At 71.0% G+C, this 12,413-nt stretch carries 10 protein-coding genes; 6 read left to right on the forward strand and 4 right to left on the reverse strand.

Annotated features, from left to right (window positions below):
• Positions 1-2: 2 nt before the first annotated feature.
• Positions 3-2,105, reverse strand: coding sequence for a phosphate acetyltransferase (pta, locus tag ABD298_RS07530; RefSeq protein ID WP_344299014.1), 2,103 nt, complete (start codon positions 2,103-2,105; stop codon positions 3-5).
• Positions 2,106-2,319: 214 nt separating this feature from the next.
• On the opposite strand from pta, the gene ABD298_RS07535 reads away from it, so the two are divergent.
• From ABD298_RS07535 to ABD298_RS07555, 5 genes are all read left to right on the forward strand, one after another.
• On the forward strand, positions 2,320-2,784 hold the full coding sequence (locus ABD298_RS07535) for a hotdog fold thioesterase (protein WP_344299015.1): 465 nt from the start codon (positions 2,320-2,322) through the stop codon (positions 2,782-2,784).
• 193 nt (positions 2,785-2,977) lie between these two features.
• Positions 2,978-4,252 (forward strand): phenylacetate--CoA ligase PaaK, encoded by a 1,275-nt coding sequence (paaK, locus tag ABD298_RS07540; protein ID WP_344299073.1) that lies wholly within the window; start codon positions 2,978-2,980, stop codon positions 4,250-4,252.
• 63 nt (positions 4,253-4,315) lie between these two features.
• A complete protein-coding gene (locus ABD298_RS07545; RefSeq protein ID WP_344299016.1) occupies positions 4,316-4,969 on the forward strand; it encodes a TetR/AcrR family transcriptional regulator in 654 nt (217 codons plus the stop codon).
• 53 nt (positions 4,970-5,022) lie between these two features.
• Positions 5,023-5,829 (forward strand): DUF427 domain-containing protein, encoded by an 807-nt coding sequence (locus ABD298_RS07550; protein WP_344299017.1) that lies wholly within the window; start codon positions 5,023-5,025, stop codon positions 5,827-5,829.
• Positions 5,830-5,953: 124 nt separating this feature from the next.
• A complete protein-coding gene (locus ABD298_RS07555) occupies positions 5,954-7,078 on the forward strand; it encodes a PQQ-dependent sugar dehydrogenase (protein ID WP_344299018.1) in 1,125 nt (374 codons plus the stop codon).
• 18 nt (positions 7,079-7,096) lie between these two features.
• On the opposite strand, the gene ABD298_RS07560 is transcribed toward ABD298_RS07555, so the two are convergent.
• The 3 genes from ABD298_RS07560 to ABD298_RS07570 are packed head-to-tail and all read right to left on the reverse strand — an operon-like array spanning position 7,097 to position 11,203.
• Positions 7,097-8,290, reverse strand: a complete 1,194-nt coding sequence (locus tag ABD298_RS07560; RefSeq protein ID WP_344299019.1) for a mannitol-1-phosphate 5-dehydrogenase — start codon at positions 8,288-8,290, stop codon at positions 7,097-7,099.
• Positions 8,287-10,332, reverse strand: a complete 2,046-nt coding sequence (locus ABD298_RS07565) for a PTS mannitol transporter subunit IICBA (protein ID WP_344299020.1) — start codon at positions 10,330-10,332, stop codon at positions 8,287-8,289. The genes ABD298_RS07560 and ABD298_RS07565 overlap by 4 nt, the downstream gene beginning before the upstream one ends.
• Positions 10,333-10,387: 55 nt before the next feature.
• Complete coding sequence (locus ABD298_RS07570) at positions 10,388-11,203, reverse strand: TetR/AcrR family transcriptional regulator (RefSeq protein WP_344299021.1); 816 nt, start codon at positions 11,201-11,203, stop codon at positions 10,388-10,390.
• 212 nt (positions 11,204-11,415) lie between these two features.
• Here ABD298_RS07570 and ABD298_RS07575 point away from each other — a divergent pair.
• The coding region (locus ABD298_RS07575; protein ID WP_344299022.1) for a PEP-utilizing enzyme at positions 11,416-12,413 on the forward strand (998 nt) is incomplete at its 3' end.

The raw sequence follows: 12,413 nt of genomic DNA on the forward strand, positions 1-12,413 counted from the left end.
TCCTAGCTCTCGGTCTTCTGCGGCGTGCCCTGCGCGGCGGTCTGCGCCTGGATGGCCGTGATGGCGACGGTGTTGACGATGTCCTCGACCGTGCATCCGCGGGAGAGGTCGTTGACGGGCTTGTTCAGGCCCTGCAGCACAGGCCCGACGGCGACCGCGCCCGAGGACTGCTGGACCGCCTTGTACGTGTTGTTGCCGGTGTTCAGGTCCGGGAAGATGAACACCGTCGCCTGTCCGGCGACGTCCGAGCCGGGCAGTTTGGAGGCCGCGATCGAGGCGTCCACGGCGGCGTCGTACTGGATGGGGCCCTCCACGGCGAGGTCGGGCCGGCGGGCACGCACGAGCTCGGTGGCCCGGCGCACCTCGTCGACGGCCTCGCCCGAGCCGGACCCGCCGGTCGAGTAGGAGAGCATCGCGACCCGCGGCTCGACGCCGAACTGCGCGGCGGTCTCGGCCGAGGCGAGGGCGATGTCCGCGAGCTGCTCGTCGTTCGGGTCGGGGTTGACGGCGCAGTCGCCGTAGACGAGCACGCGGTCGGGCATGAGCATGAGGAAGACGGACGAGACGATCTTCACCCCGGGCTTCGTCTTGACGAACTCGAGCGCCGGCCGGATCGTGTGGGCGGTCGTGTGCGCAGCGCCGGAGACCATGCCGTCCACGACGCCGAGCTGGACCATCATGGTCCCGAAGTAGCTGACGTCCAGCATCGTCTCGAGGGCCTTCGCGAGGTCGACGCCGCGATGGGCACGCAGCCGCGCGTACTCCTCCGCGAACTTCTGGCGCAGGTCCGAGGTGGCGGGGTCGACGACGTCGATCCCCTCGAGCGCGATGCCGTTGGCGGCGGCGATCTCGCGGACCTGGGTCTCGCTGCCCAGGAGTGTGAGGTCGCAGACGTCGCGGCGGTGCAGGATGTCCGCGGCGCGCAGGATGCGCACGTCCGTCCCTTCAGGCAGGACGATCCGCTTGCGCTGGGCGCGCGCGCGGCCGATGAGCTCGTGCAGGAAGCGCAGCGGCGTCATGGACTCGGGCCGTGGCAGGTCGAGCCGTTCGAGGAGCTCGGCGTCGTCCACGTACCGCGCCCACGCCCCGAGCGCGGAGGCCACCTTGCGCCGGTGCCCCGTCCAGATCTCGCTGCGCACCTCTGACACGGCCCGGGCGGCATGGTAGGTGTCCTCGTCGTAGGCGAACACGGGGAACGGCGCCTGGGCCAGGAGCGGGAGGATGTGCGGGTCCGGGGCGAGGCCGCCGGTGAGCACCATCGCGGCCGGCACGGGGAACTCTGGCGAGAACGTCGAGGCGAGGGCGCCGACCATGACATCCGCGCGGTCGCCGGGGACGATCACGAGGTCGCCGTCGTCCAGCGCGGCGATGAAGTTGGCGACGTTCATCGCCGCGACCTTCACCCCGCGCACCTCGCGCTCCATGTCGGCGCTGCCGGCGAGCTGGCGCAGGCGGAGCGCGCCGGAGACCTCGCCGGTGGTCGGGCGCGAGATCTCGGCGAGCTCGGGGAGGACGTAGACCGGGCGGTGGGATGCCCCGGGACGGATGGCGGCCCTGATCTCTTCCATCTGCTCGGGGTCGGCGCGGTTCACCATCATCACGAGGAGGCTGCACCGCGCGGCGTAGAGCTCCTTGCGGGCCACGTCGACGGCGTCCGCGATCTCATCCGGCGTGCGGTTGCGGCCGCTCACGACGGCGAGCATCGGGCACCCGAGGTCGTTGGACAGCCGCGCGTTGAGGGCGAACTCGACCGCGGAGTCCTGCCCCGTCAGGTCCGTGCCCTCGACGACGACGACGTCCACCTTCGCGGCGATCTCGGCGAAGATCTCGACGCAGCGGGAGTCGATCTCCTCGCGCTGGCCGGAGGCGAGCAGGCGCCTGACCTCCCGCGCGCCGAGGCCGCCGCGGCACACGTCCGCGCCGAGGTCGAAGCGGCTGCGCATCAGGGCCACCATGGGATCTGCGTCCGCGGAATCCCCCATGACGATGGGCTTGAAGAAGCCGATCCTGCCCGTGCTGCGGTGGAGCGCCTCGGCCACTCCGAGGGCCACGAGCGACTTCCCCGAACCCGGGGTGGTCGCGCTGATGTAGATGCCACGTGACATGGGCGCTCCTGCTCTCGGCGGTCGGCCCGGCGGCGCGCTGCTGTCCTCCTCCGGGCTGCTGTGAACCAGTCTCTCAGGCGCCCGTGCGGACCACCCCGGAAAGGCCGCGCCGACGCGCCGCGGGCCTGCTCACGGCAGGCTGTGCTCCTTGACACATGGCGGCTCATGAGATTACCTAATGAACATTCGGTAAAAAATTGCGAGAGGTGTCCCCATGAGCGAAGTTGCTCCCGCCCACACGCTTGCCCACCCGATCCTCACGGACGACTACGCGACAGAGTGGATGGGCCTGACCGTCCTCGAGCTCGGTGACGGAACGGCGACGGTGGCGACGACCCTGCGCCGGGAGATGCTCAACGGCTTCGGGATCGCGCACGGGGGAATGCTCTTCGCCATCGCGGACTCCGCCTTCGCCCTCGCCTGCAACCCGCACACGCCCGACGAGGCGCAGGCCAACACGGTCACCGTCGCCTCCGGCGTCGACGTGAACTTCCTCGCCCCGGCCCACGAGGGCGAGCTCATCACGGCAGTTGCCGCCCGCCGGGCCCACGCTGGCCGCAGCGGGATCTACGACGTCCAGGTCTTCTCCTCTCCCGCGGACACGCCCCACACGGCCGAGGCCCCCGGCCGCCTGGTCGCCGAGTTCCGCGGCCGCTCGCGCACCATCCCCAAGCGCTGAGCCGCGCCGCCGTCGCCCGCACCGGCGCACGACGGCGACCGTGCGCCGTCGTGCGCGCCGCCCAGACCCGCCCGAACCCCGCCCCCACCCAGCCCGACAATGAAGTGAGCCCGCCGTGACCCAGACCGCATCCGCCCCCGAGACCCCGAAGACCTCCGCCTTCGGCCCCGCCGTCCTCGACGCCGAGGAGACGATGAGCCGGGACGAGATCGAGGCCCTCCAGCTGACCCGCCTCAAGGAGACGGTGAAGTACGCGTACGAGCGCGTCCCGCACTACACCCGCAAGTTCGACGAGGCCGGCGTCCGCCCCGAGGACCTCAAGGAGCTCGGCGACCTCGCCAAGTTCCCGTACACCACCAAGGAGGACCTCCGCGAGGAGTACCCCTTCGGCATGTTCGCGGTCCCGATGAACGAGGTCACCCGCATCCACGCCTCCTCCGGCACCACCGGGCGCCCCACCGTGGTCGGCTACACGAAGCAGGACCTCGACACGTGGGCCACGATCGTAGCCCGCTGCTTCCGCGCCGCGGGCGTGCGCCCCGGCATGAAGGTCCACAACGCCTACGGCTACGGCCTCTTCACGGGCGGCCTCGGCGCCCACTCCGGCATCGAGAAGCTGGGCGCGACCGTCATCCCGATGTCCGGCGGCCAGACCGAGAAGCAGATCCAGCTCATCGAGGACTTCGCCCCGGACGCGATCTGCTGCACGCCGACCTACCTGCTCACCATCGGCGACGCGATGATGCACAAGGGCATCGACCCGCGGAAGACCTCGCTGAAGTACGCGGTCCTGGGCGCCGAGCCGTGGACCAACGAGATGCGCGCCGAGCTCGAGGAGATGTTCGGCCTCAAGGCGAGCGACATCTACGGCCTCTCCGAGGTCATGGGTCCGGGCGTCGCGGGCGAGTCCTTCGAGACCCAGGACGGCTCGCACATCTGGGAGGACCACTTCCGCCCGGAGATCGTGGACCCGTTCGACCTCACCAAGACCAAGTCCGACGGCGAGACCGGCGAGCTCGTCTTCACGTCCCTGACCAAGCAGGCCCTTCCGATCATCCGCTACCGGACCAAGGACCTCTCCACGCTGCTCCCCGGCACCGCCCGCCCGGGCCACCGCCGCATGGGCCGCATCTCGGGCCGCACCGACGACATGATCATCCTGCGCGGCGTGAACCTGTTCCCGTCCCAGATCGAGGAGATCGCCCTGCGGATCCCCGAGCTGAGCCCGCACTTCCAGCTCATCCTGACCCGTCCCGAGGGCCGCCGCATGGACGACCTCACGATCAAGATCGAGCCGCGCGAGGGCACCACCCCCGAGCAGCGCCAGGCCGCCGGCTCCACGCTGCGCCAGCAGATCAAGATCCACATCGGGTCCTCCTGCACGATCGACGTCGTCGAGCCGGGCTCGCTCGAGCGCTCCAACGGCAAGCTCCGCCGCATCTACGACCTCCGCGACCAGAAGGCGTAGCACCACCTCCTCCCCGTGGCCGCCGGTCCTGCCGGCGGCCACGGCCTCCCTAGACTGGATCCCATGCCCACCCTCCCCGCCACCACCAACGGCACCAGCAGCAGCGGCACCACCACCAACGGTGCCACCACCGGCCGGCGCGGCCGCCCCGGATACGACCAGCAGACCGTGCTCAACGTCGCGGTCGAGGTCTTCAATCGTCACGGCTACGACGCCACGAGCATGGGCATCCTCGCCGAGAACCTCGGCATCTCGAAGTCCGCGATCTACCACCACGTACCCTCCAAGGAAGACCTGCTCTCGCTCGCGCTCGAGGAGGCTCTGGGCGGCCTCGAATCGGTGTGGGCCTCGCCCGAGGCCCAGTCCGGGGCGGCGGAGCACCGCCTCGAGTTCGTGGTCCGCTCCACCGTTCGGGTCCTGACCGAGAAGCTGCCGTTCGTCACGCTCCTGCTGCGCCTGCGCGGCAACACCGAGACCGAGCGCGCCGCCCTCGAACGGCGCCGCAGCTTCGACCGCAAGGTCGCAGAGCTCATCGGCGCCGCCCGCGAGGAGGGCACCCTCCGGAAGGACATCGACCCGCGCACGGTCTCGCGCCTCCTGTTCGGCACGATCAACTCGATCGTCGAGTGGTACCGCCCCGGAGGCTCGCTCACACCGGAGAAGCTGGCGGACGACGTCGTGACCGTGGTCTTCGACGGCCTGCACACCCGCAGCTGAGACCCGCCGGACGGTCCTTGATATTTGGCCGGCGCCGTGCCCACGCTGGGTCCATGGCCGTACGGATCTCCCAGGAACTCAAGAGGCTGCTCCCCCAGCTGCGCTACGAATCCACCGCCAAGCGCCTCCGCGCGAAGCTCGGCGACGCTCTCGTGCTCGACTCGCAGCGCGCCGTCGTGCTCTGGGAGCCGGACCGCTACCTGCCGGTGCACGCGGTGCCCGCGGACGACGTCGTCGCGCGCCTCGAGCCTGACCCGTCGCCCGACGCCGTCCCGCCGGAGCGCCCGGGGCCACCGAGCTCGCCGTTCCCCTTCGCGCCGCACACGGCCGACGGCGAGCAGCTCGCCGTCTGCGTAGGCGGCACCCTCGTGCCCGGAGCCGCGTTCAGGCTCGCCGATCCCGATCTCGCCGGGTATGTGGCCTTCGACACCGATGCGTTCTCCTGGTTCGAGGAGGAGGAGCCCATCCTGGGGCACCCCCGGGACCCGTTCAGCCGCATCGACGTGCGCGCCTCGAAGGCCCACGTGCGGGTCCTGCTCGGCGGCGTCGTGCTCGCGGACTCCGCCTCCACGGTGCGGCTCTTCGAGGGCCGGCTCCCGCCGCGCAGCTACTTCCATCCGGACGACGTCCGGTGGGAGCACCTCGTCCCGGACCCCCTGCGCACGGTGTGCCCGTACAAGGGCGTCGCGAAGTACTGGGCGGCGCCAGGCCTCGGCGACGGGCGGCCCGTGGCCTGGAGCTATGGCCCCTATTTCCCGGAGATGCTGCAGATCCAGGACCGCATCGCGTTCTTCGACGAGCGCGTGGACGTCGAGGTCGACGGGGTCGTCCAGGGGCGGCCGAGGACGACCTGGTCCTAGGTGGCAACGCGTTGCCATGGGGTTGGCTTCGGCGCCGAGCCGACCTATAGTCAGATAGTGACCTGCATCTCAACGGCGCGATGCAGGTTTTTCTCTGCCTGCTTCCAGCGAGGCAGGTGAGACTGTGCCCCCGCTTCCGCGCCGAACGTTCCTCACGCTGCTCGAGGCCGGTGCCGGCGCCGCCGCACTCGCCGCGTGCACGCCGTCGAACGCCCCGAACCCTCTGACGAGTCCCGGGTCGGGCGCAGCGGGCTCGGGGACGGGAGGACCCGGCGGGGACGGCGCTCCCCGGGTCACCCGCACGGTGGCCGAGCGGCTCTCCACGCCGTGGTCGATCGCCTTCGTGCCCGACGGCTCCGCCTTCGTCTCGGAGCGGGACTCGGGCAGGATCCTGCGCCTGGGGACCGGCGGCGACCCTCGCGAAGCGGCGCGGATCGCGGTGCGCACCGACACGAGCGAGGGCGGCCTCCTCGGCCTCGAAGCGGCCCCCGACTTCGCCAGCAGCGGCACCCTCTACGCCTACTACACGGCGGAGCGCTCGAACCGCGTCGTCGCCCTGCACTGGGACGGCAGCTCCCTGGGCGGTGAGCGCGTCCTCGTCGATGGGATCCCCGAGGCGCCCATCCACAACGGCGGCCGGATCAAGGCCGGCCGCGACGGGTTCCTCTACATCGGAACCGGCGATGCGACGGAACGCTCCTCGTCCCAGGACCGGGCAAGCCTCGGCGGGAAGGTCCTGCGCGTGGCGTCCGACGGCGCGCCGGCGGACGGCAACCCCTTCGGCAACCGGGTCTTCACCTACGGGCACCGGAACGTCCAAGGCCTCGCGTGGGACTCCTCGGGCCGGCTCTGGGCCAGCGAGCTCGGACCTGACCGGGACGACGAGCTCAACCTCCTCCAGGCCGGCTCGCAGTACGGCTGGCCCTCCGTGACCGGCGCCCGGTCGAGCAACGGGAGCGTCCCCGCGGTCCACGTCTGGCCATCGACGGCGGACGCCTCCCCCAGCGCGCTGGCGATCGTCGACGACGTCGCGTACGTCGCCTGCCTGCGTGGGGAGCGGCTGTGGCGCCTCCCGCTGCCGGCCGCGGGCTCGACCGGGGACGGCAGCGGCCACCTGCCGGGGGCCACCGAGCATTTCCGCAGCCAGTACGGCCGGCTCCGGGATGTCGTGCAGGTGCCTGGTCAGCGGGAGCTGTGGATCGCGACGAACGAGGGCTCGAACTCGAGGATCCTCGCCATCGCGATATGACCCCAGACCGCAGGGCGATCAGGCGGGGCGTCCCACCCGGGCGTCCGCGACCAGGGCAACCACGCGGTCGTGCAGCGGGTGCCCCGCGTCGAGGCCGGTGATCTCCTCTGCCAGCTCCGCGTCCGACGACCCCGACGCGAGCAGCGCCTGAAGGCGGACGGCCTCCTCGTCGTCGTGCGCGTCGAAGGCGAGGGCCGCGCCCATGGCCGCGAGGAGCGCATCGGCAGCCATCCCCCGCTCGGCGAGCTCGGCGGCGGGGCCGACGAACCGCTCATGCCGGGACAGCTTCCGCAGCGGGGCACGGCCAACGCGCTCGACCGTGTCGGGCAGCTCGGCGTTGGCGAAGCGGCCGAGGATCTTCGTCACGTACGCCTGCTGCTGCTCGGGGGCGAACCCGTACTTGGCCACGAGCAGGGCCTTCGTCTCGGCGAGCACCGCCTCGACCTTCGCGCGGACGTCCAGATCGGCGAGGGCGTCCGAGATCTTCTCGGCGCCGGCACGGCGCCCGAAGTACGCGGCGGAGGCGTGGCCGGTGTTGACCGTGAAGAGCTTGCGCTCGATGTACGGACCGAGCGAATCGACCCACGTCACGCCCGGGATATCGGGAGCGGCGTCCCCGAAGGGAGCCTTCTCGATGGCCCACTCGAAGTAGGGCTCGACGCGGACGTCGAGGCCGCCGCCCGCCTCTTGGGTCGGGACAATCCGGTCAACCGCCGTGTTGGCGAAGACCGCCCGGGCATCCACGGCGCCGTCGTCCAGCCCTTCCCCCGCCGCTGCGGAGCGGATCTCCTTCTCCAGGATGTCCGTGGCATTGATCGCGTTCTCGCACGCCATCACGGCGAGCGGCGCCGCGCCGGCGGGGCGCGCCGCGATCCCGCGGGCGATCGCCGGGGCGACGAACTTCAGGATGTTCGGCCCCACCGCGGTGGTCACGACGTCGGCCGCCGCGATCCGGTCGACGAGCCCGGCCTCGTCGGTGGCCGAGTTCACTGCGGTGTAGCCGTCCACGGCATGGTCTGCGCCTCCCTCGCCCACCTCGTGCACGGTGTACGACGGCGTGTCGTTGAGCGCGTCGATGAGGGGCGCCGCGACGTCTGCGAACACGAGCCGGTAGCCGGCGTTGTGCAGGAGGAGCCCGACGAAGCCCCTGCCGATGTTGCCTGCCCCGAAGTGGACTGCGGTCTTCTGGTGTTCTGCGGGTGCGTCGCTCACGCGTTCACCTTTCCGAGGATGTCGAGGATCTCGTCGACGCTGGAGGCCGCCTCGAGGCGCGCCACCTGCTCCTTGTCGCCGAAGACCTTGGCGATCTTGGCCAGGATGCCGAGGTGCTCCTTGTTCTTGCCGGCGATCCCGACGACGAACTTGACCGGCTTGCCATTCCAGTCGATCGGGTCCTCGTAGCGGGCGAACGTCACGGCCGAGGCCTTGATGTGGTCCTTCGCCTCGTTGGTCCCGTGGGGGATGGCGAGGAAGTTGCCCATGTAGGTCGACACGGAGCCTTCGCGCTCGTGCATCGCCGCGGTGTACTGCCCGTCGACTGCGTCGACCGCCATGAGCAGGCGGCCGGCTTCGTCGATCGCTCCGGCCATGTCCGCGGCCCCGCCCTGCAGGAGGACGGATTCGCGGCGCAGCACCTGCTTGGCCTCCGCCGGTGCCTCGCCTGCCGGGGCCGCGGCGGTGGACGGTGCCGTGGCGGACGACGCCGGGGCCGCGGCGGCCGCAGCCGGCGCACCTGCCGCCGGCGCCGACTCTCCAGCCGGAGCCTCCGGCTCCGCGTCGAGCGACTCGACGATCTCGTCGTACCTGGGGCTGCCCATGAAGTTGTCGACCGTCACGATCTGCGCGCTCGGCGTCTTCTGGCGTGCTCGGAGGGCGAGGTCCTGATGGACCACGACCATGTCGTACGTGTCGGTGAGGCTCGCGATGGACGAGTTGGTGACCGTGACCTCGTCGTGGCCCGCGGCCTTGATCTTATTGCGGAGCACTGAGGCGCCCATTGCGGAGGAGCCCATGCCGGCGTCGCATGCGAAGACGATGTTCCTGACGCCGGTTCCCGTGAGGGTCGCGACGCCGCCACCGGCGGACGCCCCGCCGAGGACGCTGGAGGCCATGGACTTCCTGCCCTTCATGCTCTCCATCTGGGTCGTGGCGGCCTGCAGGTCGCCCTCGCCCTTGTCCTTGGAGGTGCGCAGGATGATCGACGCAATGACGAAGGAGACGGCACACGCGAGGATGACCGCCAGGATCACTCCGATGTAGCTGTCCCTCGAGGTCTGCGCGAGGACCGCGATGATGGAGCCCGGCGCGGCAGGGGCGACGAGGCCGGAATGCGTGATCGCGAGCGTCGCGATGCCCGTCATTCCGCCGCCGATGGTGGCGAGGATGAGGATCGGCTTCATGAGCACGTACGGGAAGTAGATCTCGTGGATGCCGCCGAGGAAGTGGATGATCGCCGCGCCCGAGGCCGAGGCCTTGGCAGCGCCGCGGCCGAAGAACATGTACGCCAGCAGGACGCCCAGGCCCGGGCCGGGGTTCGCCTCGAGGAGGAACAGGATCGACTTGCCCTGCTCGAGGGACTGCTGGGTGCCGAGCGGGGTGAGGACGCCGTGGTTGATGGCGTTGTTGAGGAACAGGACCTTCGCGGGCTCGATGAGGAGCGAGGTGAGCGGCAGGAGCCCGTTGTTGACGAGGAACTGCACGGCATCGCCGGCCACCTTGCTGCCAGCCTCGACGACCGGTGCGATTCCGTAGAACCCGATGAGTGCCAGGATCGCGGCCCATATTCCGGCGGAGAAGTTGTTGATGAGCATCTCGAAGCCGGGCCGGATCTTGTGGGACCAGATCGCATCCAGCTTCTTCATGGTCCAGCCGCCGAGCGGGCCCATGATCATGGCGCCGACGAACATCGGGATCCCGGCGCCGACGATGACGCCCATCGTCGCGATCGCGCCGACCACGCCGCCGCGCATGTCATACACAGCCTTGCCGCCGGTGTAGGCGATGAGGAGCGGCAGGAGGTAGGTGATCATCGGTCCCACGAGGCCCACATAGGCCTTGCCGGTGGCAGGGTCGGTCCCCCAGCCCCCCAGCTGGGGCACGGGGAGGAAGCCCTTCTCGATGAAGAGCGCGGTGATGAGGCCCCAGGCGATGAAGGCGCCGATGTTGGGCATGATCATGCCGGAGAGGAAGGTGCCGAACTTCTGCACCCCGGCCCGGGCCGTGTGCAGGCGCGAAGGCGCTGCTGTGGTCGACATGAGTTTCCCTGCTTTCGTCTCAGGAGGCAGCATGCGGCTGCGGGGAGGGGTGGGATCAGCCCTTCTGGTCTGGGTCGGCCGACGACGCGGACGCCGTGGAGAGCCGGTGGAGCCATTCGAGGAAGAGCTTCATCTCGGTGCCGGACAACTGGTCCGGGTGCGAGGACTGGAGCGTGGCGTTGAGGGCGATGGCAGCGGCAACATAGCTGGGCTGCCCGCCGGCCGCGGCCGCGGCTCCTGCGCTGGGTGCATCGAGGATGCTGGGGTCGGTGAGGACAGAGCGCAGGACGGCGTCCCGCGTCTGGGTCGAGAGGGGATTGGTGGCATCGGGCGCCTCAGAGGCGTCGGAGATCAGCATGAGCGTCACGCCCACGTTGGCCGCGAGGATCGCCCTCGCCGCCTCGAGCGGAGGCACGGCGAGCTGCCCGGAGGCGGCGAGCCGGTTGAGCTCCCTCTCGAGGAGCCGTTCGGCCTCGGTGACGACGACCGGGCGGCGGGTGGGGCCGCTGGCCCCGAACATGAGCATGTAGAGCTGGGCGTGGGTGACGCCGAACTGGACGTGCACGTCCCAGAGCCTCTTGACGTCCTGGATCGGCACGTCCGAGCGCTCGATGCTGCCCTCGCTCTGGACGAACTCCTCGAAGCCCCTGGCCACCACGGCTTCCATGAGCCCGTCCTTGTCGCCGAAGTGGTGGTACAGCGTGGGCGCCGTGACCCGGGCGAGCTCGGTGATCTGCCGGGTCGAGACCGGGGCCCCGTCCGACGATGCCACGAGATCCATGGCGGCCTGGATGAGCCGCTCACGGGGAGAGGGAACGTCCCCCTTCTTCTCCTCGGGGTCGTCCGCGACTCCCGAACCTCGTTGGCGCATGGCCGCTAGCGTAGTAGATATAGCAACGCTATACAAGACACGAGAGTGAGCTGCATCACGGCGCGACGACGCACTTCCTCCGGCTGCCGGCGGTGTGAACTGGATCACTTATGTATCTTGTATAGCAATGCTATAGAGGCTAGGGTAACGCAGGACACTTTTCGGGCGGGCCCGTCGCGCGCCCCCCTACCCCCACGAAAGGATCTCGAATCATGGAGCAGTTTCACGGTGTCGGTGTGACTCCGGGGCGGGTTGTGGGGCCGGTGCTGCAGATGCCGGCGCCGGTGTCCGAGCCGGGTCCGGGGCCGGTTCCGGGGCAGGACGCGGTGGTGGAGGCGGAGCGGATCCGGTCCGCGTCCAAGGCCGTCCAGGCGGCGCTGAAGGACCGTGCCGCGGCCGCGGCCGGGGAGGCGCGGGGCGTGCTGGAGGCGACAGCGCTGATGGCCGCGGACCCGATGCTGGTCAAGGGCGCCGTGAAGCTGCTGGACCCGTCGGCTGACGGGGGCGCCCGCTCGGCCGAGCGGGCGGTGTGGGAGTCCGGGGCCGCGGTCGCGGCGAAGCTGGAGTCCCTGGGCGGGTACATGGCCGAGCGCGCCGCGGACGTCCTGGACGTGCGCGCCCGGATCGTGGCCGAGCTGCGCGGCCTGCCCGCCCCGGGCATCCCGGCCTCCCCGACCCCGTTCGTGCTCGCCGCCCACGACCTGGCCCCGGCCGACACCGCGACCCTGGACCCGGCCCGGGTCCTGGCCCTGGTCACCTCCGGCGGCGGCCCGCAGTCCCACACCGCGATCCTGGCCCGGGCCCTGGGCCTGCCCGCCGTGGTCGCCGCCCCCGGCGTGGACACCATCCCGGACGGCACACCCGTGTACGTCGACGGGGCCGCAGGGACCGTGGCCACCGGCCCCGGCCCCGAGCAGGAGGCCGCCGCCGCGGCGTGGGCGGCCCAGGCCGCCGCCCTGGCCGGGGGGTTCACCGGGGCCAACCGGCTCGCCGACGGGCACCCCGTGCCCCTGCTGGCCAACGTCGCCACCGGCAAGGACGCCGCCGCAGCCGCGGCCGCCGGCGCCGAGGGCGTGGGCCTGCTGCGCACCGAATTCTGCTTCCTGGACCGCCCCACCGAGCCCACCCACGACGAGCAGGTCGCCGCCTACTCCGCCGTGTTCGCCGAGTTCGCCGGGAAGAAGGTCGTCATCCGCACCCTCGACGCCGG

The sequence above is a fragment of the Sinomonas flava genome, from assembly GCF_039531875.1.
In the GTDB taxonomy this organism is placed as follows: Bacteria; Actinomycetota; Actinomycetes; order Actinomycetales; family Micrococcaceae; genus Sinomonas; species Sinomonas flava.

Excerpts from the sequence above, each read along its gene's own strand:
- ABD298_RS07565 (WP_344299020.1), bottom strand. The coding sequence starts at position 10,332 with ATGTCGACCACAGCAGCGCCTTCGCGCCTGCACACGGCCCGGGCCGGG.
- ABD298_RS07535 (WP_344299015.1), top strand. The coding sequence starts at position 2,320 with ATGAGCGAAGTTGCTCCCGCCCACACGCTTGCCCACCCGATCCTCACG.
- ABD298_RS07550 (WP_344299017.1), top strand. The coding sequence starts at position 5,023 with ATGGCCGTACGGATCTCCCAGGAACTCAAGAGGCTGCTCCCCCAGCTG.
- ABD298_RS07545 (WP_344299016.1), top strand. The coding sequence starts at position 4,316 with ATGCCCACCCTCCCCGCCACCACCAACGGCACCAGCAGCAGCGGCACC.
- paaK (WP_344299073.1), top strand. The coding sequence starts at position 2,978 with ATGAGCCGGGACGAGATCGAGGCCCTCCAGCTGACCCGCCTCAAGGAG.
- ABD298_RS07570 (WP_344299021.1), bottom strand. The coding sequence starts at position 11,203 with ATGCGCCAACGAGGTTCGGGAGTCGCGGACGACCCCGAGGAGAAGAAG.
- pta (WP_344299014.1), bottom strand. The coding sequence starts at position 2,105 with ATGTCACGTGGCATCTACATCAGCGCGACCACCCCGGGTTCGGGGAAG.